Here is a 23,334-nt window from a genome sequence, read left to right as displayed (position 1 = left end):
AAAGCCACCTTCTTTCGGTAGTGCCGGCCGCTGGCCGGCAAAGCCAGTTCTTTCGGTAGTGCCGGCCGCTGGCCGGCAACCTCATGAACCTCCGGGAAGAGCAGGGAGTTGCCGGCCAGCGGCCGGCACTACCTCAGCGGCGGGCCGCTTCGCTCTTGTCGCGCGCGCCGCGGAACTCCGATTCCTTTTCCCACGTCGGCCAGCGGCGGCTGTTGGCCAGCTCCGCACCCAGGTCGTAGACCAGCAGGGTGTCGGCAGCGTGGCCGCTCGGGTCCCAGCTCGGCGTCCAGGCATCACAGGCCTGGTGGTAGCAGTCGGCGAAGTACTTCTCGCGCAGCGCGCGGCCGGCTTCAACGCCACCGTCCAGCTTGTCCAGGCCCGGGCCGATGGTGATCGCCGGCACGCCCAGGCGGGCAAAGGCGAAGTGGTCGGCGCGGTAGAAGAAACCGGCTTCCAGGTTCGGATCCGGGCTGTAGCTGCGGCCGCGGGCCTTGGCCACGCGTTCCAGGTCGCGTTCCAGCGAGACCCGGCCCTTGCCCCACGAGGCGATGTCGCGGGTCGGGCCATCCGGGCTGAACATTTCGATGTTCAGCACCGCAGCGGTCTTGTCCAGCGGCGCCAGCGGATGCGCGGCGTAGTAGCTGGCGCCCAGCAGGCCCTTCTCTTCGGCGGTCAGTGCCACGAAGTACAGCGTGCGCTGCGGCTGCGGGCCAGCGGCGAACACACGGCCCAGTTCCAGCACCGTGGCCACGCCGGTGGCGTTGTCGATTGCACCACGGCGGATGCGGTCACCCTTGGCGTCGGGCTGGCCGATACCGAACGCATCCCAGTGCGCGGAGAAGATCACCGCCTCGTCGCCATGCTCGCCACCGGGCAGCTTGGCCACCACGTTGCGGGTCACCACCTGCTCGCGCTTGAGCGCGAAATCCACGCTCAGCTTGGCGTTGCCCAGTGCAACCGGGCGGAAGTCGGCACGCATCGCCTTGCGCTTCTCAGCATCGAAGTCGAGGCCGGCGTCGGCGAAGATCGCCTCGGCCAGCTCGCGCTGCATCCAGCCGCGCAGCGGCGTGTGCTGCGCCATCGCTTCTGCCTGGCTGCGCTCGATGTCGAACAGCGGCGAGGTGCCCGAGCTCTTCACCGTGGCCCAGCCATAGGCGGCCGGCGCGGTCTCGTGCACGATCAGCACGCCCTCGGCACCCCGGCGTGCGGCTTCCTCGAACTTGTAGGTCCAGCGGCCGTAGTAGGTCACCGCCTTGCCATCGAACGCGCCCGGCGCATCGGCCTCGAAGTCGGCGTCGTTGATCAGCACCACGGCGATCTTGCCGTGCAGGTCCACGTCCTTGTAGTCGTTCCAGTGGCGTTCCGGCGCATCAATGCCGTAGCCGACGAACACCAGCGGCGCGTCCTTGATCTGCACGCGCTTGCGCGGCTGCAGGCTCTGCAGGGTCACGTCCACGCCGTTGGCCAGCGCACGCTTGCCCTGCTTCAGCGACAGGCTGGCCCTGGCCGGGCCGTCCAGCTGCGCGCGCACCAACGGGACCGGCTGCACCCAGCTGCCATCCACGCCGCCCGGCTGCAGGCCATAGCTGCGGAACTGCTCGATCAGGTACTGCACCGTGCGCTCTTCGCCCTCGGTGGCCGGTGCGCGGCCCTCGAACTCATCCGACGCCAGCACGCGCACGTGCCGCGACAGTGCCTGCGGATCGATGCCGCCACCCGGCAGGTCGTTGGCCGCATGGGCCAGGCCCCCGACGAACAGGCAGGACGACAGCAGCAACACGCGCATCGGATTCACGGCAGTACCACGGCTAGCTTGGAAGTCACCAGAGTGTAACGTGGTCGTGACATCACGGCGCAGGCTTGGGCCTGCGTCATCCACGCAGGGCGTGGATCTACCTGCTGATACGGTCCAGCCAGCAGGCCAGGCCCTGTGCGTTGAGCTCGATGTCCATCGCCAGCACGGCGGTCACTGCCGCATCGTCCAGCGCACAACCGTGCAGCTGTGCGCGTTCCAGGTACAGCGCCTGCAGTGCGGCCAGCAGGCAGCGGTGGCGGTCCGGCCGGCCATCGCACTGGCGGCCGATGGCGGCCATCGCATCGATCTGCTCGAACAGGTCCCCTGCCAGTTTTTCCACCTGCTCCACGCGCCCATAGTGGGTCAGGTACATCGCCTGCGGCGCGTAATCGAGCATGCGCCGGATCGAGGCCTTCATCGCCTCCGGGTCGAACTGCACCGGCGAGGAGGTCGGGAAGATGAAAGCGCCCTGCGCGCTGTCCAGCTCGCGGTAGGAGATGCCGAACGTATCGCCGGTGAACCAGCTGCGGCTGCGTGCATCCCACACGCAATAGTGGTGCAGGGCGTGGCCCGGCGTGTGCAGCAGCACCAGCTCGCGGCCAGCGAGATCGATGCGGTGGCCGTCTTCGGCCACCACCACGCGGTGTTCGGGAATCGGCTCGATGCGGCCGTAGCTGCGCGCGATCTCCTCGGCGCCGTACACCGCCGTCGCACCCGCAATCAGCCGGGTCGGGTCGATCATGTGCGGCGCACCGCGCGGATGCAGCACCGCCTTTGCGTTGGGCAGCTGCTGCATCAGCAGTCCGGCGCCGCCGGCGTGGTCCAGGTGCACGTGCGTGAGCAGCAGCCAGTCCACCGCGTCCACGCCCAGGCCAGCGTCCACCAGCGCCTGCAGCATGGCCGGCACTGACAGCCCGGTGCCGCAGTCGACGAAGGCCGCGCGGCCGTTTTCAACGATCAGGTAGGCCGCGTCGAAATCGGGACGCTGGAAGCCGGTATCAATGGTGTGGATGCTGGGGTCGGCGATCATCGGCACGCACCTGGCAGTCTCGGAAACAGACGCCCATGGTAGGCGCGCAGGCGGTCCAGGTTCGATGCGGCTTTGGTCGGGTAGTGCCGGACGCTGGCCGGCAACCTCGGGGCAGCCCGTTGAATGCCGTTGCCGGCCAGTGGCCGGCACTACCGGTGCAGCCAGCGCGGCCGCAGCAGCAGGGCCAGCACCAGCACCGCCAGGAATGCGCCATAGGCATACAGCACCGCCAGCACCTGCGGCCAGATCGGGCCGGCGCCGGGTTGCACCACGCCAAGGCGGTAGCCCCACAGCATCGACACGATGCTCAGCGCGAATGCCACGACCAGGGTGGTGCCATCGAACAGGCGCCGCCGCGCGCTGCGCGGCTGGCGCGGAAACAGCCAGTACAGGCTGCCCAGCAGCAGGAACCAGGGCAGGAACAGCAGCAGCGACAACCAGGCCATCGCAGACTCCATGTCATCGCGCCGGAGGCGCGCGGACATCATGCCATGACCTTGGGCGGCGGGTAGTGCCGGCCGCTGGCCGGCGTTTCCCATGCAGTTGCCGGCCAGCGGCCGGCACTACCTTTACGCTTCGCGCAGCGCGGCCAGGGCGGCCAGCACCGCGTCCACCTCGGCGTCCAGCTTGAACAGCTCGCTCTGCAGCTGGTCGCCCTGCTCGGCCTGCTTGATCACGGCAATCAGCTGGCCGGCATCACGTGGCGAATCGAAGCCTTCGCTCTGGATCAACAGCGTGCCGTCACCAGCAGTCAGCTTGAAGTAGAAACGCCCATCCTTCTCGCGGTACTGCTTGAACTGCGGCGGTGCCACACGGGCCACGCCCGCGTCCTCACTGGCGATGTCGCCGGCGCTGGACAGGTCACGCAGGCCCACCGCATGGCGCAGCTCGTCCAGCAGCGGCGCCGCCAGCTGCTCGCGCAGCTGCTGGCCACGGCGCTTGAGCAGCGCTTCGATCTTCTCCGGCTCGGCCATCAGCGCGTTGTAGCGCTCGCGCAGCGGCGACAGTTCGCTGTCGATGCGCTCGAACAGCTGCTGCTTGGCGTCACCCCAGCTGATGCCCGCAGCGAACGCCCTGGCGAATTCGGCGGTCTGTTCCGGGGTGGCGAACGCCTGGTACATCTGGAACAGCGCCGAGCCCTCGGTGTCCTTTGGCTCGCCCGGCGCGCGCGAGTCGGTCAGGATCGAGAACACCAGCTTCTTCAGCTCCTCGCGCGGCACGAACAGCGGGATGGTGTTGTGGTAGCTCTTGCTCATCTTGCGGCCATCCAGGCCCGCCAGCGTCGCCACCTGCTCGTCGATCACCACGTCCGGCAGCGGGAAATACTCCTTGCCGTACACGTGGTTGAAGCGCTGGGCGAAATCGCGCGCCATCTCGATGTGCTGGATCTGGTCACGGCCCACCGGCACCTGGTTGGCCTTGAAGATCAGGATGTCGGCCGCCATCAGCACCGGGTACATGAATAGGCCGGCGCTGACGCCTGCGTCCTCGTCCACGCCTTCCTCGCGGTTCTTGTCCACCGCTGCCTTGTAGGCGTGCGCGCGGTTGAGGATGCCCTTGCTGGCGATGGCGGTCAGGAACCACATCAGCTCGGTGGTCTCGCGGATGTCGCTCTGGCGGTAGAACCACACGTGTTCCGGGTCCAGGCCGCAGGCCAGCCAGCTGGCCGCGATCTCCAGGGTCGCGCGCTGGGTGCGCTGCGGGTCCTGCGACTTGATCAGGCTGTGCAGGTCGGCCAGGAAGAAGAAGCTCTCGATCCCCGGCGCGCGGCTGGCCGCGATGGCCGGACGGATGGCACCAACGTAGTTGCCCAGGTGGGGCGTGCCGGAGGGGGTAATGCCGGTAAGGACTCGGGTGGTCATGACTGCGTGGGGTAACCTTCGATGAACGGGGCCAGTTTACCTTGCATGCCACCAACCCCGTCAGGGCCCGCGGCGCGTTCATTCACGCAACCCCGCTGGAGACGCCCGATGAAACGCCTGCTGCCCCTGCTGCTGATCCTGCCCCTGGCCGGCTTCCGCCCGGCGCCCATGCCGCCGCCGGTGTACGACGGCGGCCCCGTGCGCATGGCCCTGGTCGACCGCGACCGCGGCACCGAACTGCGCAGCTACCCCGCCGAGGGCCAGCGCTGGGTGGCTGGCGAGCGCGGCCACCGCTACGCCGTGCGCCTGTACAACGACAGCCCGCGCCGGGTGCTGGTAGTGCTGTCGGTGGACGGCGTCAACGCCATCTCCGGCGAGGATGCCGATCCCTCGCAGACCGGCTACGTGCTCAATCCCGGCCAGCGCGCCGACATCACCGGTTGGCGCAAGAGCCAGGACGAAGTGGCGCAGTTCGTGTTCAGCAGCCCCAGCGGCAGCTATGCCAGCCGCACTGGCCGCCCGGACAACATCGGCGTGGTCGGCGTGGCGGTGTTCGAGGAGGCGCGTCGCTGGTACCCGCAGCCGATCCTGCGACGTGGCGTGCCGCTGCCGGCCCCAACCGCGCAAGCCGAGGCTGCCGCCGACGCCAGTGCCAGCCGCATCGAGGGCTATGCCAGCAAGTCGCAGGCGCCAGCGCTGGGCACCGGCCACGGCGCACGTGAACAATCTTCGGTGCGCGATACCGACTTCGAACGGGCCAGCCGCAGCCCGGCGCAGGTTCTGCAGCTGCGCTACGACAGCGCCCGCAACCTGCGTGCGCGCGGCATCCTGGTCGATGCGCCCTCGCGCCTGCCGCGCGAACCGCAGGCCTTCCCCAACCTTTACGTGCCGGACCCGCCGGCACGCTGAGCGGAGACAGCACAACGCCCGCAACCTCACGGTGCGGGCGTTGTGCTGTGGGGGAATCCGTCGCGCTTACTTGTAGTCCGGGTAGTCCTTGCGCACGCTGTCTTCGAAATCCCTGACTTCCTTCTCGGCACGGTCCTTGGCCCAGCCATAACGTTCCTGCAGGCGGCCGGCCAGGTATTCGGCATTGCCTTCGGCCACATCGAAATCGTCGTTGGTCAGATCGCCCCACTTGGCCTGGGCCTTGCCCTTCAGCTGCGACCACTTGCCGGAAATGATGTCTTTGTTCATTGCTGGGAGTCCTTGGTTGCAACGGCGTTCTTACCGTAGCTCCAGCTTCGCGCAGCGGCTGTTGAATACCGGTCAACCGGCAATGAAATAGATGCTCACCTGCTTGAATGGTTCACTCCGCTTGCACAGCCGTGCGTGGCAGCGGGCATAAAAAAAGGCCGGGGATGATCCCCGGCCTTTCTCTTTCCGTTCCGCACCGGGCTCAGTTGCCCTTCGCGGCATCCTCAACCTTCTCACCGGCCTTCTGCACGTCCTTGCCGGCACCGGCCACGGTGTTGCAACCGGCCAGCAGGGCCACCGAGAACATCGACAACAGCATCAGGGCAACTACGCGCTTCATGGGCTTCTCCTTGGGTTCGCCGCTATACCGCTTCATTCGCGGATGGGATTCTCTCGCTCGGCGGGAGGGCACCAATGCCCACTGCCGCCGCGTGAAGTGCAATCTGGCGGCAGCGGCGTGGAGCGGGCGTGAACGGTTCGGCTATCCGTTCAGCAGGGGGCGGTCAGTCGCGCATCAGGGTGGACTTGCCGAACAGGCTTTCCACCAGGTCCACGGCCAGTTCGGCGGTGGCATTCTGCTTGTCCAGCAAGGGGTTGAGCTCGACGATGTCCAGCGAACCCATGCGCCCGGTGTCGGCGATCATTTCCATCACCAGCTGCGCCTCGCGGTAGTTCACCCCGCCCGGCACGGTGGTGCCGACGCCCGGCGCGATGCTCGGGTCGAGGAAATCCACATCGAAGCTGACATGCAGGTGGGTGTTCTCATCGATGCCGGCCAGCGCCGCTTCCACCGCGCGTTTCATGCCGTTCTCGTCGATGTAGCGCATGTCATAGACATCCACCTTGTGGGTCTTGATCAGGCGCTTCTCTTCCGGGTCCACCGAGCGGATGCCGATCTGGTGCATCTGCGCCGGGGTGATCGCCGGTGCGCTGCCACCCAGGCGGGTCAGTGCGTCCGGGCCGAGGCCACACAGGCAGGCCACCGGCATGCCGTGGATGTTGCCCGACGGCGTGACATCGCTGGTGTTGAAGTCCGAATGCGCGTCCAGCCACAGCACGCGCAGATTCTTCCCCTGCTCGCGGCACCACCGCGCGACCGCGGTGATCGAACCGATGCCCAGGCAATGGTCGCCACCGAGCATGATCGGCATGCGCCCGGCCTGCAGCTCGGCGTAGCTGGCTTCCATCAGTGCGCGGTTCCAGGCCACCACCTCATCCAGGTGGCGGTAGCCCTCCACCGGCGCGGTCCAGGGGTTGCGCGGGCCATCCAGGTTGCCCACGTCGCGCACGTCCACGCCGCGCGCTTCCAGCGCCTCCGGCAGGCCCGCCACGCGCAGCGCTTCCGGCCCCAGCCGTGCACCGCGATGGCCCGCACCGACATCGGTGGGAACGCCGATCAGGGATACGGAAATGGGATGGGCCATGGGTGCCTCCTGCGCGGAAAAAGAAGCACAGTCTAGCCAGAGCTGTGTGACACCACTCGCGGCGGTGCAGCAGGCCGAGGGTAAGATCGCCAGGAACGGGTGGCCCTTACCGGTCAGGCTTTCCAGCGCTGGATCGTCAGACATTCAATCTTCCGCGACCCGCTTCACATCCCGGTCGGTTTCGCCTCTTACGCAAGGCTGTTGTTGTGTCCAGGCTGCATCGGCACCCTGAAGGTGCCGCATCACTTCCTCACTCATGGAGCACCACGCGCATGAAACATGCACTCAATGGACTTGCGGTACTGGCAATTGCCCTGGGCGGACTGTTTCCCGCCGCTGCCAGTGCACCCTCGCAACGCATCACGCATACGGTGACCACCGACGCGTACCCCATCAAGACGGCGGGCGCACGCGAAGTGCTCGACTGGGTGGCGCAGCGGGTGAAGCCGACGTTCGCCCCGCAGGGCTATGGCAGCGTACAGGTGGAACGGCGGGCGTTCTCCGTAGGAGGCGCGTCTGCACGCTCGGACGGATCGATTCCCGGAAAGCTGCCGGAGCAGGGCATTCCCGGTGAGATCTACCGGGTGGAAAACCTGCTTCCCGATGGTTCCATCCAGACATGGGAATTCACCTGGGTGGAACCCTCATCCGGCCATGGCGGCGGCTGGGATGTCACCGGGTACTCCTACAAGAAGGGCAATGACCCGGTGAATCAGCAATAGCGGGACAGGGGCAATGTATGCCGCATTGCCCCTATAGAGTCGCGGCCGACGGCGGTCATGTCGGCCTGCGACGGCTTTTACTGCGGCGGAAGATTGGTGACCGACCGCTTGGAGGGCCGCGCTTAGAGGATCGCCGACGACCACTTTTCAACTCGGAACGGGCGCCTTTTCAACACGTCGATACGCCACTGTCCACTCACGCGTCTGAGTACGAACAAGTGCTCGTAACGCAAGGAACTCGACTTCTGAGGATCGTCGCGTACCAGCACTTCCGCCTTCGAGACCCCAAGCTTCGCAACTGATACCAGTAGGTCATCCGGCACGTACCGTCGGGGGCTGCCGACTGAAATTCCAGTCGAGTACACACGTTGGCGGTCGGTGCACCAGGCTGTCAAAATATCCGCTTTCTCCTGCTGGAAGCCGGAGCTTCGCAGAAGGTTGCCACCGGACCGGGAATCCTTGTAGCCACGCGTTTCCCATTCGTAATAGGCCAACAAATAGCCACGCACCACTGAGGCGGGTTCACCTTCGGCGTCTGGTTCGGGCCACTCAAGCGCCGGCGCCTCTATCAACGGCGGCGGCAACTGCGCCCCCGCCAACTGCAAACGCGCCACTACGTCTTCGTGCTTGCGGGCATCGGCCATTGCCAGTGCGTTTGTCCCCTCGAAGTTCAACGGTGCGACGGCAGCTCCACTATCCAGCAACAGTTCGACCATCGCGAGATGGCCGCCCGAAGACGCCAACATCAGCGGCGTGTACCTCGATTCCGGCGAAGCAGCATCCAGCAATGCGCCGCGAGCAATCAGCACACGTCCGATTTCCGTATCGCCTGCGTTGGCAGCCCAACCCAGCGCGGTGTAACCCAGTGCAGTGCAGGCGTGCTGGATGTTGGCGCCACGATCCAGTAACCGCTCCACCGAGTCAGCCTTCCCGGCGATCACAGCCGATAGCAGCGGCGTGCGCCCCGTGCCTTTGTGCCGCCACTCGATATCGGCACCCTCATCCAGCAGCGCGTCGATTCGGGCGAGATCCTGCTTCTCAGCTGCTTTGGCCAGAAGATGGGACATGGAGGTGCCACCAGACGGGTGTATGGGCGGTCACCATAAGGCCGCTGGCGCGATGAACTCAACCGCCGCGGCGGCGAACCGGCGTCAGGCTCTGCACCTGGCCGCTGTTGCGCATCATGCACAGGAAACGGCCATCGGGATAATCGATGATCAGTTCCTGGTAATCGCTGCCCACCGGCATCTGGGTCACCAGCGTGCCCTGCGCGCCCTTGCGCATGTTGCAGGCGCGCAACGCGGTATCGCCTGCCGGCGCCGGAGTGGTCACCGAAGACACATTGCGGAACACCGCGCGGCAGCCGCCATTGACCCACACCGAGTGCCGCGACAGGCCCCAGTTCTTGCCTTCCTCGCAGCGGGTGTGGCTGAGCTGGCGCACGATTTCCACATTGCCGCGGGTATTCAGATCGCACGACACCTGCTGCTGCCCGGTGGATTCGCAGGTGACTTCGCGGGGTAGCGCGGCATCCCCGGCGGCAGCGTCGCGAGGGCGAACGCTGTTTGCGGCGGGCGCAGGCGCACCACTGCTACTGACTTGGCAGATGCCATTGGCGCCGCCACGGCCGGTGTAGCTGATCTGCGGCGTGCCGTCATCGCTGCGGCTGATCGACAGGGTGATGCCGCTGTTGGCGTCGCGGGCTTCGAAATAGCGGTCGTTGAAGCGTTTCAGCGTGGCCTCGCGGCCCTGCACGTAGACCGGCCCGCCTTCGTCAGCGTGCACATCGATGCCGCCCGGGCAGCTGGCGTTGAAGAACGGCACGGCGGCCATGGCCGGGGCCACGAACGCGGTGGACAACAGTGCGACGGTGAGCGACAGGGCATGGCGACGCATGTGCGGATCCCGAAGGGGCCCCAGGGTGGGCGTTAGCGGCAGTATGCGGTGGGCGCTGCGGGCGGTCCGTGAGGAATATCAAGATCCGGGCGGTGCGCGTGGGGATTCATGTCTGGTAGCGTGTTCTGGAAGCCCTGCCGGGGAAGTTAAGCCAGCTTTACTTCCTGGGCCATGAAGGGCTATGCGACAGCAATGACGCACCAGGATTCGTCGTTGGTTGCAGCCCCGCGCGATATGTCGCTTCTGGCATTGCGATGCTCGAAACGGGCCAAACGCGATAATTCATTTTTCCTTTCAGATCACCCGATGCCATCGAAACAAACGACTGGCAGGCGGGGATTTCGCGTGCGCATGATGAATCGCCACCTGCACAGGTGGTCGGGTCTTCCAAGCCCGTTTGATTGAAGCTGTATACGCTTGCCAGCCGGCGTCGTCCTCCCAAGAGCGGCGCCGGCTGGCAATCCGTTCGCCGATCGACGGCGGGCGGTGCGTGGGGGCCCTGTGCCCGCCGGCTCATCGATCTCCGGTCTTGGAAGCCACGCATCGCCCGCCACCCTTCTCCGGTGGCATCTCTGTTCCTGCCGAGGATGCCCGCATGTCCAGAACCCGCCACCCGTACCTGACCGCCACTCTCGGCGAGGCGGCTCTACGCCTGCCACCTGAACTGGCGCAGCCATTGGAAGCCGCTTTCGCCGCTGCGAACGAAGCGCCTGCGTCCATCAACCTGCCCAGCTGCCTGCAGCGCATCCGCGCCGGTGATGCCGCCGATGGACAGCCGTGGCAGGGACCGGCAGGCACACCTGGCGACGCCGTGGCTGCTGCACGCAGGGACCGCGCCGCAGTGGGCCTGGTGTCACTGCTGGAGCTGTACCACGCCGCCGAGCGCGTGCGCGTGGACGGGGAAGAGAAGGACGACATCGGCGACGGCACGCGCGAGGGGCTGATGCTGGCCTGCCGGGGGCTGGCGGAGTATGTGGCGTTGCAGGTGGGTGGGAGGTAGCTGGCGAGAGCATCTGCACAACCGCTTGGATTCTACTTCGTTGTGGAATGTTTCCTTGCACTCGCACACGCGCGACTCATTACCGAGGGTGATACTCGACGACATCGACAGATACTCAATACCAAGACCGAAGTCACATCCACCCCTGTCGATCTCATGTCAACTGCTCCGCGTGGTTTCGAAACCACGATGCACCACGCATCCTTCTAGACCAAGGAGAGATCTAGCATGAGAATGAATTCCTAGAGCATATTGGCCGCCTCCACTATCGCATTGGGAAGCGCACTCCTGTTCACAGGTTGCACCCTGAAGAGTGTTCGAGCTTATGGCGAGTGCAGTGGAAAACAAGCAGGTGGCGGAGAGTGCAAGGCGGGTATGGAAGTTATCTGGGAAGGGGACGGTGGTGGGAAGAGGAGCATCTACAACTCCCTGCTGTCGTCTCTCAGCGCACTCCCAGATGCCGCGACGTTTGAGCTGGATACATCCGGATCAACCATACCGTATCCTGCCACGGGCAATGCGGTACTTCGGGTAAAGAACGTCGCTACGGGCGCAATCAGCGCGTCCCAGATGTTTTCATGGGTCAGGACAGGCACAGTGATCCGAGTTGCAGACCCAAACGCCGTGAATGCCTGGATATACGCCAATGTGGGTAATGGTGATGCCTTGAGCTACGACCTGCTCCCCTTCCATTCGGCATACGGTAGTGGCCCGCAGGTTATCGCTGGGCAAGCCAAACAGGAGGGCATTATCAAGGCGAGCTACTACCTGGAGTTCGAAGGACGGGATTGCGTCAACCACCCGTCGCCGCACTTGTGCATGGAGATGTAGTAAACAACAGGAGATGCGGGTGCACCTTGAGCACCCGCACCTTTGGGAGAAGCGATGAAAGGAGTCGTACTCGCCGCATTCGCAACCTCCCTCCTGGCAGGCTGTGCCACACCGATCGGATTGCCACAAGGCATCCCGCCGGATGGCTACACCGAGCTGGTGTCCACGCCTCTCGGGCCATTCCGCTACTTCCGGTCCCTGTCCATTGTTCCGGGGCACAGAAGCTTGCCGCCTCTGGATTCGTTTCAGTGCACGCATACCCAGCACGAAATCGTGCTCATGATGGCTGCAGGATCACAGGTTGATGCTGCAGATACCTGCAAGCGCATTGATGCAGCAGCAAGGTTCTCCGAATCATGGATAGAAGCAAAGGCGAACAGATACAGGATCCTTCTCGCGCCAACGGATACCGCCGCGACTATACAGTCGCGCACTTTTGGATCGTTCTCGGGTGGGAAGACGTTGGCACTTGCGGCTTCGATACATGACGACCGCGAACGGACTGTTGCGAACCTTGTCGATCTGGTCGCACACGAGACATTCCATGCGCTAGGTCATGCCACAAGACACCCTCAGGCGCTTGATGAACGCATCGCCTACTACGCCGGCATCTGCGCACAGCTTCAGGTGAATGGCGTTGTTCGAGAAGATTCGCTGCCTGGAGCCGCCATCGGCACGGACGACGATGCAGTGCAGCTGTCTTCGCAAGCGGCCTATCGCGTCCGTCTCGAGACCTATCCCCTTCTCGCAGATGGCCGCATTCAAATGAATGAGCAATCTGGCGAACGTATGCTCCAGCGTTGCAGCCAACTCAGAAGGGGTCTTACGAGGTCGCGTTGAACATGCCTCCAGACTCACATTATTTCCAGAACAGCAGCGCACAAAAAAACCCGCCATTGCAGCGGGTTGATTGTTCTCCATGGACATGCGCGGATGCCACGAGATCGAAGATGGTGCCGCTTATCCGAATCGAACGGATGACCTACTGTTTACAAGACAGTTGCTCTACCAACTGAGCTAAAGCGGCATGGGTGGTGCACCGGCGGCAGTGCCGCGGTCCGGGGATTCTAGCGCAACCTTGCGCATTCCAGCGACCGGCTCTGTGCTGCCCCGCTGCGCTGCTGGGCCTGGGCCGGCTGCGTACCCGCTGCCAGCTGCCCTTCCAGCCACCACTGGCCGGCGTCGCCGCTGGCGACCAGGCGCGGCTGGAACCCGGCGGCCTGCACCGCCGCCATGCGCCGTTCGGCGCCTTCGCGGTTGCGGTACTGGCCCAGCGCCACGGCGTTGGCCTCCTCGCCCTGGCTGATGATGTAGTAGTCGCTCAGGCCGGCGGCGATGATGCGCTTCACGGTGGCCTGGGCCTCGTCGCGGTTGGCGGCGGCCGGCAGCAGCACCCGGTAACGGGCGCTGCCGCTGGCAGCGGGCTGTTCGCGCAGGCGCACCTGGCTGAGCAGCGCGCCGGCCTTGCCCTGCGCGCTGCTCGCGGCGGCGCGGTCGGCGAACGGGCCCAGCGCGACGCAGCGCGGCGGCTCGGCGGCCGAGGGCGGGGTTATGGGTTTTTCAGGTGCCGGCACGGCTGCGGGCGGTGTTCCCGGCTTGGCAGCGGCAGCAACCGGCGCAGCCTCAGCCACCTGCGGCTTGGGAACTTCCGGCTGGGCCGGCACGGCCGGCGCGGGCGCGGGCGCGGGCGTCGCAGCCACCGCGGTCTTCGCGGCCGGTTCGCGCTCCATCAGCGGTGCGGTCGGGGCGGTGGCAGTGGCCTCGGCTGCGGCATTGGCATCCACGCCACCGGGCACCCAGCGCAGCTCGGCCACGCCAGCGGGTTGCGGTGGCGGCGCAGGCTTCTGTGGTGCATCGCGCAGCAGCCACCAGCAGGCGACGCCAAGGTTGAGGATGGCCAGTACGACGATCAGGGCACGGGTCAGCATGCGCGGATACTAGCGCGCGGGCTGGTGCACCGCCCAGCGGGCGAGGCCATCCAGCACCAGCGAGGGGTGGTAGTCGGCACCGGGCAGCAACGGCATCAGCGCCGGTGCGCCGCCACCGTGCACCAGCAGCGACGGTGCCACACCCAGCAGCGTGTGCGCCTGCTGTGCGCTGCGTTCAATCAACGCCACCGCGGCGCCATCGCAGCCGGAGGCCAACGCATCGGCGGTGTCGTTGGCGAACTCGCTGTAGTCGCCGCCAGTGGCCGGCAGCTGCACCGCACGCGCGTGCAATGCCTCGCGCATGGTGGTGGGCGATGCGGAGATGCGGCCACCGTGGTGCTGGCCGTCGGCGTCGAGCAGATCGATCGTCAATGCGGTACCCACGCCGACCACCAGCACCGGGCGCTGTGCCTTTGCGGCAGCCAGCAGGGCCAGGAAGCGGTCGACGCCGAACTTTTCCGGCTTGGCATAGGCGATGCGCACACCGGCGCATTCGGCGCTGGTGCGCACCACGTGCACATGCTCGAAGCGGCGCTGCAGCTGGTCCAGCATGGCGCTGGTCAGCGACGGTGCCGCTACGCTGGCCACGAACGCGGTGCGGCCGCTGGGCAGGCTGTGCGGCGGCTGCCCGGCCATGCCTTCGGCGCCATGCGCCCAGGCCTGTACGTCACCGGCACGGTCACCCTGCAACGGCGCGAACTTGAAGCGCGAGTTGCCGAGGTCGAACAACCAATCGCTCATGCGGCCCTCACGCTGACTTCGCCGGCGTGCAGCAGGCGTTCCTGGCCATCGATGCGCACGCGCAATGCGCCGTCATCGGCCAGGCCGAGCGCGGTACCGTGCTGCCACTGTCCTTCCAGTTCCACGCGCACTTCGCGGCCGGCCAGCATGTCGAAGGCGGCGTAGCGCGGCAGGAACGGAGCGAGGCCTTCGCGATCGAATTCTTCCAGCGCCGGCAGCAACCGCGCCAGCACGGCAGCAACCACCCCATTGCGGTCCACCGGCTTGCCGGCCAGTGTATCCAGGTCCACCCACGGCTGAGTGATCTGCTCGCCGAACGACGGCGGCATGTGGGTGTTGATGCCGATGCCGATCACCGCGCGCGCCGGGCCGGCGTATTCGCCACCGCCCTCGGCAAGCAGGCCGACCAGCTTGCGCTTGCCATCGACGATCAGGTCGTTCGGCCACTTCAACTGCGCCTGGGTGTAGCCCAGGTCGTGCAGCGCTTCGGCCACGGCGATGCCGGCCACCAGGCTCAACCCGGCCAGGCGGCCCAGGCCGCCGGAGTACAGGCGCATCACCGACAGGTAGATATGCGCGGCCAACGGCGAGGCCCAGGTGCGGCCACGACGGCCGCGGCCGCCGGTCTGGCGTTCGGCCAGCAGGACGCTGACCCCGCGCTGGGGCGCGCTGCACCGCAGCAATTCGGCGTTGGTGGAGTCCACCGTCCAGGCCACCTGCAGGTCGTGCAGCAGGGCCTGGGCATCGGCAGGCAGGCCGGCGCGGATCGCCGCCGGGTCCAGCAGGTCGACCGGGCGGGTCAGGCCATAGCCCTCGCCAGCACGGCCCTCGATGTCCACACCTGCGGCCCTAAGCCCTTGAATACGCTTCCAAACAGCCGCCCGGGTCTGGCCCAGCTCTCGGGCCAGGGCGTCGCCGGACAGGCGACCGGCAGCGAGTTTGGCCAGCAATTGGCGATCGTCCACGGCAGCTTCCACGAAGTCAGGAAGGAATTATGCGGGAAAGCCGCCAGCGACGCCTGCCACGCTGGGTTCCGCCGGGGCTTCCAACGGGGCGCCGGGTTCGGGCTAGAATCGGGAACTCACCCTCCCTTAACGTGGATGTCGTCAATGCGCCGTTATGCCCATTGCCTGATCCTGCTGATGATGCCCTTCGCGGCGTCTGCAACGGCAGCGCTGGACGACAGCCGGGGCGCCTGCGTGTCCTCCAACGGCGATGCCGCCTCGCAGCGCGCGCCGACCGCGACCGCCTCGGCTGCGACCACCAAGCCGGCACCGGTACGCCCTGCGGCCGGCAGTGCCACCAGCACCGGGGGCGGCGGCAGCGACGACGACGTGCTGCAGCGCATCCGTGCGCCGAAGTGGCACAGCTACCTGCCGGGAATGTTCCGCTGATCAAGTCGTTGCTGCAGTGGCTGCGGCCCTCGCCGCGGCCGATCGACGATGCGCTTTGGGAAGACGCCTGCCGCCGCGCGGCCTGGCTGCGCGGCCTGGACGATGAACGCCGCGCGCGACTGCGCGTGCTGGCCACACGCTTCCTGCATGAGAAGACCATTACCCCTGTCGGCGAACTGCAACTGCAGGCTGGCGATGGCGTGCTGCTGGCCGCACTGTGCTGTCTGCCGCTGCTGGAATTCGGCGAAGTGGGGCTGGAAGGCTGGTCGCAGCTGATCGTCTACCCGGATGCGTTCCGCGTGCACCGCAGCCACATGGATGCGGCCGGCGTGCTGCACGAGTGGGATGACGAGCTGATCGGCGAGTCGTGGGACAGTGGTCCGCTGATCCTGTCCTGGGCCGACGTGCAGGCCGACCTGGCCGCGCCGCACGAGGGCTACTGCGTGGCGGTGCATGAGATGGTGCACAAGCTCGATGCGCTGGATGGCGCGATGGACGGCACACCGCCACTGCCGCGGCAATGGCAGCGCGAGTGGGCGGCCACGTTCCAGCGCGCCTACGACGCCTTCTGCGCGCAGGTGGACGCAGGCGAGGAAACGCTGATCGACCCGTATGCGGCCGAGGCGCCGGAGGAGTTCTTCGCGGTGGCCAGCGAGTACCACTTCTCGGCACCGGATCTGCTGCAGCAGGCGTGGCCGGAGGTGGCCGCGCAGCTGCGGCGGTTCTACGGCGAGCCGCCCAGCATCGCAATACGGTAGTGCCGGCCGCTGGCCGGCACCCTCATGCTCTTCGATGGCATTGCTTGGTTGCCGGCCCGCGGCCGGCACTACCGATCAACGAGGTTTACGGCCCCGGCGGCAAGCGCACTTCGAAGCGGGCGCCACCCAGTTCGGCCGAACGGCCCACGGTCAGTTCGCCGCGGTAGTCCTTGATCAGGTCCTGCACGATCGACAGGCCGATGCCGTGGCCCTGCACGCGCTCGTCGCCACGCACGCCGCGCTGCAGTACCTTGCCGATGTCGTCCGGGGCGATGCCCGGGCCATCATCGTCCACCGCCAGCAGCAGGCCGGCGCGGCGCGCGTTCGGCGCCGGCAGCGGCTGCGCGGTCAGCAGCACGCGGCGGTTGGCCCACTTGAAGGCGTTCTCCAGCAGGTTGCCGAGCAGTTCCTGCAGGTCACCCGGTTCGCCGTGGAAGCGTGCGGCCGGGTCGATATCGAATTCGCACAGCACGCCCTTGGAGGCGTAGACCTTTTCCAGGCCACGCACGATTTCCTCGGCATTGGACTCGATCGGCAGCGGCGCGGAGAACAGCTTGTGGCCGGACGAGGCCGCACGTGCCAGCTGGTACGAGACCAGGTTGTTCATGCGCTGCAGCTGCACGTCCAGTTCTTCGCGCAGCGCACCATCGCCAGCGCCGCTGTCCATCTGCGTGCGCAACACCGCAATCGGCGTTTTCAGGCTGTGCGCCAGGTCGGCCAGGGTGTTGCGCTGGCGCTCGAGGTTCTCGCGCTCGCTTTCGATGAAAGCGTTGATGCTGTCGGTCAGCGGTTCCAGCTCGCGCGGGTGGCGCTCGCTCATACGCTCGGTCTCGCCGCGCTGCACCTTGGTCAGCTCGGTGATCACGCGGCGCAGCGGGCGCAGGCTCCACTGCAGGATGACGGTCTGCAGCAGCAGCAGGATCAGGCCGATGCCGCCCAGGTAGAACCAGACGCGGCCACGGAACACGCGCAGCTGCGCACCCAGCGCGCGCGAGTCTTCCATCACGTAGATGGTGTACGGGAATTCGGTGGCGGGGTCGGCGTCGGCGCCCCACACCAGGCCCAGGCCATAGCGGTACACCGAGCCCTGGCTGCCATCGATCTGGATCATCGGCAGTGGGCCTTCGAACACTTCCTGGCGCGGTGCCAGCAGGCCGCCGCCCACGGTGGGCAGCATCGGGCCTTCGGCGGACATCGAATTGCCCTTGCCGTGCGGCATGACCACCTGCAGGTACAGGCCACTGCCAGGTACGTCGAAGCGCGAATCCGGCGGCTGCTCGCGGATGTACAGCGAGCGGTCGCGGGTGAAGTCGATGCCGGCCGCGTAGGAGGTGGCGTAGTTCTTCAGGCGCTCACGCAGGTTCGCCTTCGCTGTATCGGCGAAGGCGGCGTCGAGCGCGTAGCCGGCCAGGGCCAGGAACGCGACCAGGCCCACGGACGCGGCGAGCATCTGGCGCGCCTGCAGTGAGCGCGGCCGCCAGCGTCGGAAGAACCACAGACGGCCGGACATCGTGTTATCGCCAGGGTGAGCCGGCTCAGCCCTCGTTGCGCGGGATCGCGAAACGGTAGCCGCGACCGCGCACGGTCTCGATCGGCTTCAGTTCGCCGTCCGGGTCCAGCTTCTTGCGCAGGCGGCCGATGAAGACCTCCAGCACGTTCGAGTCGCGGTCGAAGTCCTGCTGGTAGATGTGTTCGGTGAGGTCGGCCTTGGAGACCAGTTCACCGGCATGCATCATCAGGTACTCCAGGACCTTGTACTCGTAGCTGGTCAGGTCGACATTGCTGCCGGCCACGCTGACCGTCTGGGCAGCCAGATCCAGGGCGACGGGGCCGCATTCCAGGGTCGGCTTGCTCCAGCCGGCGGCGCGGCGCAGCAGCGCGTTGACGCGGGCCAGCAGCTCTTCGACGTGGAACGGCTTGACCAGGTAATCGTCGGCGCCCTGCTTCAGGCCCTCGACCTTGTCCTGCCAGCTCGAACGCGCGGTCAGGATCAATACCGGGAACTTCTTGCCTTCGTCGCGCAGGGCCTTGATCAGCTCCATGCCCGACATCTTGGGCAGGCCGAGGTCGATGATGCCGACATCGAACGGAACTTCGCGCCCCATGTAGAGGCCTTCCTCGCCGTCCTGCGCAGCATCGACGGCAAAGCCTTCGCGCTTGAGCCGGGCTGCCAGGGTCTCACGCAGCGGGGCTTCGTCTTCGACCAGAAGGATACGCATGAACTCTCCCTAGTGTCCTGGGTGTGGCCCGGAGGCCTGTGGGGTACGGGTTGATAGCGACGACTATCCCTGTTCAGGGGTTATCGCCGCGTAGTGATGACATATCCGACCGCGGCGTGCGCGGCTGTGAACGCGACGGGGCGGGGTCGTCCATGTAGCGGACCCGGCCCCGGTCGTCCATGTACTTCACCCGGTTGATATCACGACCATCGAACGGCACGCGCTCGGCGCCGAGGATGTGGCCGCCGGTGCTGCGCTGCACGCGGCGCACGGCATCGGACAGCGAACGCTCGTCGCCACGGTTGCCGCGCTCTCCCCGATCCATCAATTCCGCCCGTGCCTGCTCGCCGCGCGGCGGCTGTTGCGCCAGCGCCGACGACAGCGGCGCAGCCGACAGCACCACGCAGGTGGCCAGGGCAATGCGGCAATGGAAGGGAGCGGAAGACATCGATGCGATCCTAGCCGAGCAGGGCGATTCGTTCAAAAGTCGTAAATCCGGGAGCCGGGTGCGGGACCCGGCCTTTACAATTCCTTTGCAAATTCTTGGTTTGGGGCAGTGAATCCGGTCTGAACTTTTCCGGCCGCAGCCCTGCGATGTTCAGCTAGGTGAACATTCGGGACGAATCGCCGTCCCTTGTCAAGTCAGGAATGTGACTGCGGTCACGCTGCGGCACGATCGGCTTCGCGCTCGGTGACCGACAGCGCCTGCTCGACCAGGCTCCAGTCGGCGCCCGGGCGGTGCGCGCCCTCGCTCAGCACCTGGCGGAACGCGCGGCCACCGGGCTGGCCGTGGAACAGGCCGAGCAGGTGGCGGGTGATGTGCTTCAGTGCCAGGCCTTCGCCCAGGCGCGCTTCCACGTAGGGACGCAGCGTGCGCAGCAGGTCACCGCGCGCCTGCAACGGGGCGCCGGTCTGCAGCGCCTCCAGCTGATGCAGCAGGTAGGGGTCGTGGTAGGCCGCGCGGCCCAGCATCACGCCATCGACATGCGCGGCCTGCGCCTGCACCGCCTCGATGCTGGCCAGGCCGCCGTTGAGCACCACCGGCAACGCCGGGCGCTCCTGCTTCAGACGGTAGGCCCAGTCGTACTTCAGCGGCGGAACCTCGCGGTTCTCCTTCGGCGACAGGCCCTTCAGCCACGCGTTGCGCGCATGCACCACCACCATTGCGGCACCGGCGGCGACCTGGCGGTCGACGAAGGCGGCGAACACGTCGTAGTCGTTGTCCTCGTCCACGCCCAGGCGGCACTTCACCGTCACCGGGATCTCGACCGCGTCGACCATCGCCGCCACGCAGTCGGCCACCAGCACCGGCTCGCGCATCAGGCAGGCGCCGAAACGCCCGGCCTGCACGCGGTCGGAGGGGCAGCCGCAGTTGAGGTTGACCTCGTCGTAGCCCCACTCCGCCGCGATGCGCGCAGCCTGCGCCAGCAGCGCCGGGTCGCTGCCGCCCAGCTGCAGCGCCAGCGGCTGCTCGCTGCGGTCGAAGCCGAGCAGGCGCTCGCGATCGCCGTGGATGACCGCATTGGCGTGCACCATTTCCGTGTACAGGCGCACACCCGGTGCCAGCACGCGATGGAACACGCGGCAATGGCGGTCGGTCCAGTCCATCATGGGGGCCACGGACAGGCGCAGGGAATCGGCGTAACGGGCGGTGGCGGACGTCATCGGGGTGTTGATCGGGGAGACTGGCATTGCCAGTGAGATCAATAGTTTACACCGGACGGCTGAACGGCGGCGGGTGGCGCCGGGACTGGCCGCTCGACCGGCCCCGGGGTCGCCGCGTGGCTTACAACCCGCGGTTGCGCACCTGTTCCTGCTGCTGCTCCTGCGCACGCTGGTTGAACTGGCTGTCCAGCGCTTCGCTCTGCCGGCTGCTGGCCTCGACCGAGTGCGATACCGCCTGCTGGCGGTCGACGAAGGTCCGCTGCGCCGCCGGGTCGCCCAGCTCGCCCTGCACCGCAAACAGACCGGTGCCGTCGGGGCGGGCCACGACATGGTCGATCTGGCGCATCCCGGACACCTTGCTTTCGTACGCCAGCTGGCCGGCCGCCCGCTCAACCTCCTGCGGGTTGGCGAACAGTGGCTTCAGGCCGGCCTGGGCACGCTGCTGCTCCAGCGCCTGCAGCTTGCCCAGCGCCTGGCCGAAGCGCGCGTTGTCGGCGTGCCCGGCGTCGCGCATGCTGGCCGGCGCCGCCGGTTCGGCCCGGGCCGGTGCCGCCGGCGCGGTACCGGCCTTGACCGCGTTGGGGGCATCGACCTGCGCCAGGGTCTTGCGGCCTGCCTTGCCATCGTCGTCCAGGCCGTTGTTGGCCTGGAACTGCTTGACCGCCGCAAAGGTGTCCTTGCCATACACACCATCGGCGTGCAGCGGCTTGCCATCGGCCCCGGCATAGCCCAGCGCCGCCAGCTTGCCCTGCAAGGCCTTGACCTCATCGCCGCGCTCGCCCTGCTTCAGCACGCCATCGGCCATCGGCGCCTGCTGTGCACTGCGTTCCGCCTGCGCGGCCTCGGGGCCCTGCGCGTGGACCTTGCCGCCCAGGGTGATGCGGTCGTTGAGGATGTCGCCCAGATAGCGACGGTACTGGTCCGGCTCGACTTCGATGTGCGCGTGCACTGCACCCGGCGAGCCCACGTCCGACTGCCGCACCAGCGGCGCACCGTATTCGACGAAATCCCCGGTCTTGTATGGAATGGACCCGCGCGCGCCGTGCAGCACCTGGCCCACCAGTTCGCGGCGCGCGTCGCCGACCGGATGGCTGTAGATGCTGATGGAGTTGGTACCGTCGTTGTTGAGCTGGACGTAGCCGGCGACCGGACTGGGAACCATCAGATTGCGCCCGCCTGACCGGTCGGTCAGGATCAGGTCCTTCTGCACCAGCGGAATGTTGTTGACGTCACCACGCCGGCGCACGGCCTCCAGCTCGCCCTCGACCATCTCCGCGCTACGGTCGACCCGGCTGGCATCGCCCGCGCGAACGGCAGCCGCGTTGGTGTTGGGGTGGTGGATCTTCAGTTCGCGGAACGCTTCTTCGCCACTGATGCCGTGGCGCAGGATGCGGTTACTGCCGCCATTGCCGAACGGCTCTACCACCGAGATGCGCTCGCCGCCGGGTGCAGGTGCCGCGGCCGGTGCAGCAGGCGCAGCGGGTGCGGACGGTGTCGGCGTTGCAGGGCGGTGCTGTGCCGCTTCGGCCTGGATCGCACTGCGTGTGCCTGCGTCGGCCATGCCAGTGACCGGCAGATGGTGCTGTTGCTGGAACGTGTTGATGGCGTGCTGGCTCCCTGTCCCCAGGTAACCATCGGCGGTAATCGCTTTGCCCTGTGCATCGGTCAGCCCCAACGCCACCATGTCAGCCTGCAGTGCGCGTGCCTCGCGATCGATCGCACCCAGCGTTGCCGGACCGGCCTTGCCATCCACCGGGGTCAGGCCATGATCGCGCTGGAACGCTTCGACGGCCTTCCGGGTAGTGGCATCGAACTGTCGGTCGGGATGGATGGCCTGCGCGCCTGCGCCGCCATAGCCCAGTGTGTGCAGGTTGTGTTCCAGCTTTTCCACCGCGCGGCCGCTTGAGCCCTCCTTCAATACCTGCGGACCACCGCCACCGTGCCCGTGCGCTCGCGCCTGTTGCAGCGCCACCTGGATATCCGGGTCGCTGCCTTCGGTGGCGGGCGCGAAATCTCGGCGCCCCACCTTCAGGTGCGCGCGATCCATTTCGGCGGAATGCTGCGCATAGGCATCTTCATACCTGGCAGCGACATCGGCGGCAGCCAACCCGGCATAGGAAGGGGTGCGCTGGCGGATGGCAGCGGCCTGGTCGCGCAGTTCCTGGTAGTCACCACCGCGCTTGAGCACCGCTTCCAGGTCATCCAGCCGACCCGGCAGCTGGTTGGCGGTCTTGGCAATCAATGCGATGGCCTCGAAGCGCTTGTCTTCGGCAATGCCGCTGCCATGCTTGTCCAGCATGGTCATGGCGATATTCGTGGCATTGCGCACCTGCGGGTAATCGATGTGGGTGTGAATCCACTGCTTGCCTTCCGCCGAGCCGGCCCAAGCATTGATGCTGTCACGCGTTGGTGCATCGATGAAGCGGATGGATGAGCGCTTTCCCTCGCCATTGCCGTGGCTGAGCAGATCCGCACGCAGGTCAGGGCGATCATGCGTGAAGGGCAGGTTGTGTGCCTTGGCGTAGGCGCTGGCCTGGTCGATGACCCCATCGACATACGTCGTCTCGCCCGGCTTCAGTTTGCGCTCCTGCGTCGCGCCCAGCGGCCACTCGCCACGTTGGCCGAAATCCACCTGAATGGTGCCCAGTGAATAGCCGCTGTTGTCCCTTACCGCACTGACCGTGCCCCATTGCGGCTCGTTCAGGTGCTTGGTGATGCCAGCAATGCTGAGGTGGTACGACGATCCACCACCTTCGGTGCCGCGTCCGACAGCAAAGAACACCGCGCCGGCAGTGGCGTCCAGGTTGCGGGTGTCAATATTGTTTGGCATGTCTTACTTCCTTGTCCGTGGAGGATTGACCGGTTGCAGTTG

The 23,334-nt window shown here is 66.7% G+C and carries 24 protein-coding genes and 1 tRNA gene; 7 read left to right on the top strand and 18 right to left on the bottom strand.

The annotated features are described in order from the left end of the window. Positions 1 to 133: 133 nt before the first annotated feature. The 4 genes from ACMGRF_RS19760 to ACMGRF_RS19745 all read right to left on the bottom strand — a co-directional run bounded on the left by ACMGRF_RS19760 (position 134) and on the right by ACMGRF_RS19745 (position 4,687). Positions 134 to 1,786, bottom strand: coding sequence for a M28 family metallopeptidase (locus ACMGRF_RS19760; RefSeq protein ID WP_100478999.1), 1,653 nt, complete (start codon positions 1,784 to 1,786; stop codon positions 134 to 136). 106 nt (positions 1,787 to 1,892) lie between these two features. Continuing rightward, positions 1,893 to 2,825: an MBL fold metallo-hydrolase gene (locus tag ACMGRF_RS19755; RefSeq protein WP_049412565.1), complete on the bottom strand. Its 933-nt coding sequence runs from the start codon at positions 2,823 to 2,825 to the stop codon at positions 1,893 to 1,895. A 149-nt stretch (positions 2,826 to 2,974) separates the two neighbouring features. Beyond that, on the bottom strand, positions 2,975 to 3,271 hold the full coding sequence (locus ACMGRF_RS19750; protein WP_049412567.1) for a hypothetical protein: 297 nt from the start codon (positions 3,269 to 3,271) through the stop codon (positions 2,975 to 2,977). A gap of 123 nt (positions 3,272 to 3,394) precedes the next feature. Continuing rightward, complete coding sequence (locus ACMGRF_RS19745) at positions 3,395 to 4,687, bottom strand: tryptophan--tRNA ligase (protein WP_049412569.1); 1,293 nt, start codon at positions 4,685 to 4,687, stop codon at positions 3,395 to 3,397. 108 nt (positions 4,688 to 4,795) lie between these two features. Between ACMGRF_RS19745 and ACMGRF_RS19740 the strand changes: the two genes are divergently transcribed. Further along, entirely contained in the window at positions 4,796 to 5,596 is an 801-nt protein-coding gene (locus ACMGRF_RS19740; RefSeq protein ID WP_049412572.1) for a hypothetical protein, read from the top strand. Positions 5,597 to 5,662: 66 nt separating this feature from the next. On the opposite strand, the gene ACMGRF_RS19735 is transcribed toward ACMGRF_RS19740, so the two are convergent. From ACMGRF_RS19735 to rocF, 3 genes are all read right to left on the bottom strand, one after another. Beyond that, positions 5,663 to 5,884: a CsbD family protein gene (locus ACMGRF_RS19735; RefSeq protein WP_019661831.1), complete on the bottom strand. Its 222-nt coding sequence runs from the start codon at positions 5,882 to 5,884 to the stop codon at positions 5,663 to 5,665. A 202-nt stretch (positions 5,885 to 6,086) separates the two neighbouring features. After that, entirely contained in the window at positions 6,087 to 6,224 is a 138-nt protein-coding gene (locus ACMGRF_RS19730) for an entericidin A/B family lipoprotein (RefSeq protein ID WP_019661832.1), read from the bottom strand. A 163-nt stretch (positions 6,225 to 6,387) separates the two neighbouring features. Further along, on the bottom strand, positions 6,388 to 7,308 hold the full coding sequence (rocF, locus tag ACMGRF_RS19725) for an arginase (protein WP_005420594.1): 921 nt from the start codon (positions 7,306 to 7,308) through the stop codon (positions 6,388 to 6,390). 272 nt (positions 7,309 to 7,580) lie between these two features. Between rocF and ACMGRF_RS19720 the strand changes: the two genes are divergently transcribed. Further along, entirely contained in the window at positions 7,581 to 8,030 is a 450-nt protein-coding gene (locus tag ACMGRF_RS19720; protein WP_414485507.1) for a hypothetical protein, read from the top strand. 122 nt (positions 8,031 to 8,152) lie between these two features. Here the strand turns inward: ACMGRF_RS19720 and ACMGRF_RS19715 are convergent, their stop codons facing one another. Beyond that, positions 8,153 to 9,097 (bottom strand): ankyrin repeat domain-containing protein, encoded by a 945-nt coding sequence (locus ACMGRF_RS19715; RefSeq protein WP_262257535.1) that lies wholly within the window; start codon positions 9,095 to 9,097, stop codon positions 8,153 to 8,155. Positions 9,098 to 9,155: 58 nt separating this feature from the next. Next, positions 9,156 to 9,926 carry a DUF3011 domain-containing protein gene (locus ACMGRF_RS19710; RefSeq protein ID WP_414485506.1) on the bottom strand — a complete coding sequence of 257 codons (771 nt, stop codon included), beginning with the start codon at positions 9,924 to 9,926 and terminating at the stop codon, positions 9,156 to 9,158. A 595-nt stretch (positions 9,927 to 10,521) separates the two neighbouring features. Here ACMGRF_RS19710 and ACMGRF_RS19705 point away from each other — a divergent pair. From ACMGRF_RS19705 to ACMGRF_RS19695, 3 genes are all read left to right on the top strand, one after another. Beyond that, positions 10,522 to 10,926: a hypothetical protein gene (locus ACMGRF_RS19705; RefSeq protein ID WP_049438548.1), complete on the top strand. Its 405-nt coding sequence runs from the start codon at positions 10,522 to 10,524 to the stop codon at positions 10,924 to 10,926. Between the two features lie 375 nt (positions 10,927 to 11,301). After that, positions 11,302 to 11,757 carry a hypothetical protein gene (locus tag ACMGRF_RS19700; protein WP_049412586.1) on the top strand — a complete coding sequence of 152 codons (456 nt, stop codon included), beginning with the start codon at positions 11,302 to 11,304 and terminating at the stop codon, positions 11,755 to 11,757. 54 nt (positions 11,758 to 11,811) lie between these two features. Further along, entirely contained in the window at positions 11,812 to 12,597 is a 786-nt protein-coding gene (locus ACMGRF_RS19695) for a hypothetical protein (protein ID WP_152904764.1), read from the top strand. 111 nt (positions 12,598 to 12,708) lie between these two features. Here ACMGRF_RS19695 and ACMGRF_RS19690 read toward each other — a convergent pair. From ACMGRF_RS19690 to birA, 4 genes are all read right to left on the bottom strand, one after another. Continuing rightward, positions 12,709 to 12,784 (bottom strand) — tRNA-Thr (locus ACMGRF_RS19690). A 40-nt stretch (positions 12,785 to 12,824) separates the two neighbouring features. Further along, the gene (locus ACMGRF_RS19685) at positions 12,825 to 13,685 is read right to left on the bottom strand and encodes an SPOR domain-containing protein (protein WP_180879337.1); all 861 of its coding nucleotides are present in this window, start codon (positions 13,683 to 13,685) and stop codon (positions 12,825 to 12,827) included. A 9-nt stretch (positions 13,686 to 13,694) separates the two neighbouring features. Further along, entirely contained in the window at positions 13,695 to 14,426 is a 732-nt protein-coding gene (locus ACMGRF_RS19680; protein WP_099488059.1) for a type III pantothenate kinase, read from the bottom strand. After that, the gene (gene birA / locus ACMGRF_RS19675) at positions 14,423 to 15,391 is read right to left on the bottom strand and encodes a bifunctional biotin--[acetyl-CoA-carboxylase] ligase/biotin operon repressor BirA (RefSeq protein ID WP_099488192.1); all 969 of its coding nucleotides are present in this window, start codon (positions 15,389 to 15,391) and stop codon (positions 14,423 to 14,425) included. The genes ACMGRF_RS19680 and birA overlap by 4 nt, the downstream gene beginning before the upstream one ends. A 144-nt stretch (positions 15,392 to 15,535) precedes the next feature. Here birA and ACMGRF_RS19670 point away from each other — a divergent pair, with 144 nt between their 5' ends. Then, positions 15,536 to 15,820, top strand: coding sequence for a hypothetical protein (locus ACMGRF_RS19670; protein ID WP_049412595.1), 285 nt, complete (start codon positions 15,536 to 15,538; stop codon positions 15,818 to 15,820). Beyond that, complete coding sequence (locus ACMGRF_RS19665) at positions 15,787 to 16,578, top strand: zinc-dependent peptidase (RefSeq protein WP_198994679.1); 792 nt, start codon at positions 15,787 to 15,789, stop codon at positions 16,576 to 16,578. Before ACMGRF_RS19670 ends, ACMGRF_RS19665 begins: the two co-directional genes overlap by 34 nt. Before the next feature lie 85 nt (positions 16,579 to 16,663). Here the strand turns inward: ACMGRF_RS19665 and ACMGRF_RS19660 are convergent, their stop codons facing one another. The 5 genes from ACMGRF_RS19660 to ACMGRF_RS19640 all read right to left on the bottom strand — a co-directional run bounded on the left by ACMGRF_RS19660 (position 16,664) and on the right by ACMGRF_RS19640 (position 23,292). After that, positions 16,664 to 18,088, bottom strand: a complete 1,425-nt coding sequence (locus ACMGRF_RS19660; RefSeq protein ID WP_014645620.1) for a sensor histidine kinase — start codon at positions 18,086 to 18,088, stop codon at positions 16,664 to 16,666. 25 nt (positions 18,089 to 18,113) lie between these two features. Next, entirely contained in the window at positions 18,114 to 18,797 is a 684-nt protein-coding gene (locus tag ACMGRF_RS19655) for a response regulator transcription factor (RefSeq protein WP_004136763.1), read from the bottom strand. 73 nt (positions 18,798 to 18,870) lie between these two features. After that, positions 18,871 to 19,245 (bottom strand): hypothetical protein, encoded by a 375-nt coding sequence (locus tag ACMGRF_RS19650; protein WP_049412599.1) that lies wholly within the window; start codon positions 19,243 to 19,245, stop codon positions 18,871 to 18,873. Between the two features lie 212 nt (positions 19,246 to 19,457). Beyond that, positions 19,458 to 20,489: a tRNA dihydrouridine(20/20a) synthase DusA gene (gene dusA, locus ACMGRF_RS19645; protein ID WP_049412601.1), complete on the bottom strand. Its 1,032-nt coding sequence runs from the start codon at positions 20,487 to 20,489 to the stop codon at positions 19,458 to 19,460. A gap of 94 nt (positions 20,490 to 20,583) precedes the next feature. Further along, positions 20,584 to 23,292 carry a peptidoglycan-binding protein gene (locus ACMGRF_RS19640; RefSeq protein WP_180879416.1) on the bottom strand — a complete coding sequence of 903 codons (2,709 nt, stop codon included), beginning with the start codon at positions 23,290 to 23,292 and terminating at the stop codon, positions 20,584 to 20,586. Positions 23,293 to 23,334 lie beyond the last annotated feature (42 nt).

Origin of the sequence: Stenotrophomonas sp. EMP41 (genome assembly GCF_047495535.1) — a bacterium.
Taxonomy (GTDB): domain Bacteria; phylum Pseudomonadota; class Gammaproteobacteria; order Xanthomonadales; family Xanthomonadaceae; genus Stenotrophomonas; species Stenotrophomonas sepilia.
Note: the sequence above shows the minus strand (reverse complement) of the source record. Positions and strands in the feature narration are given on the sequence as shown.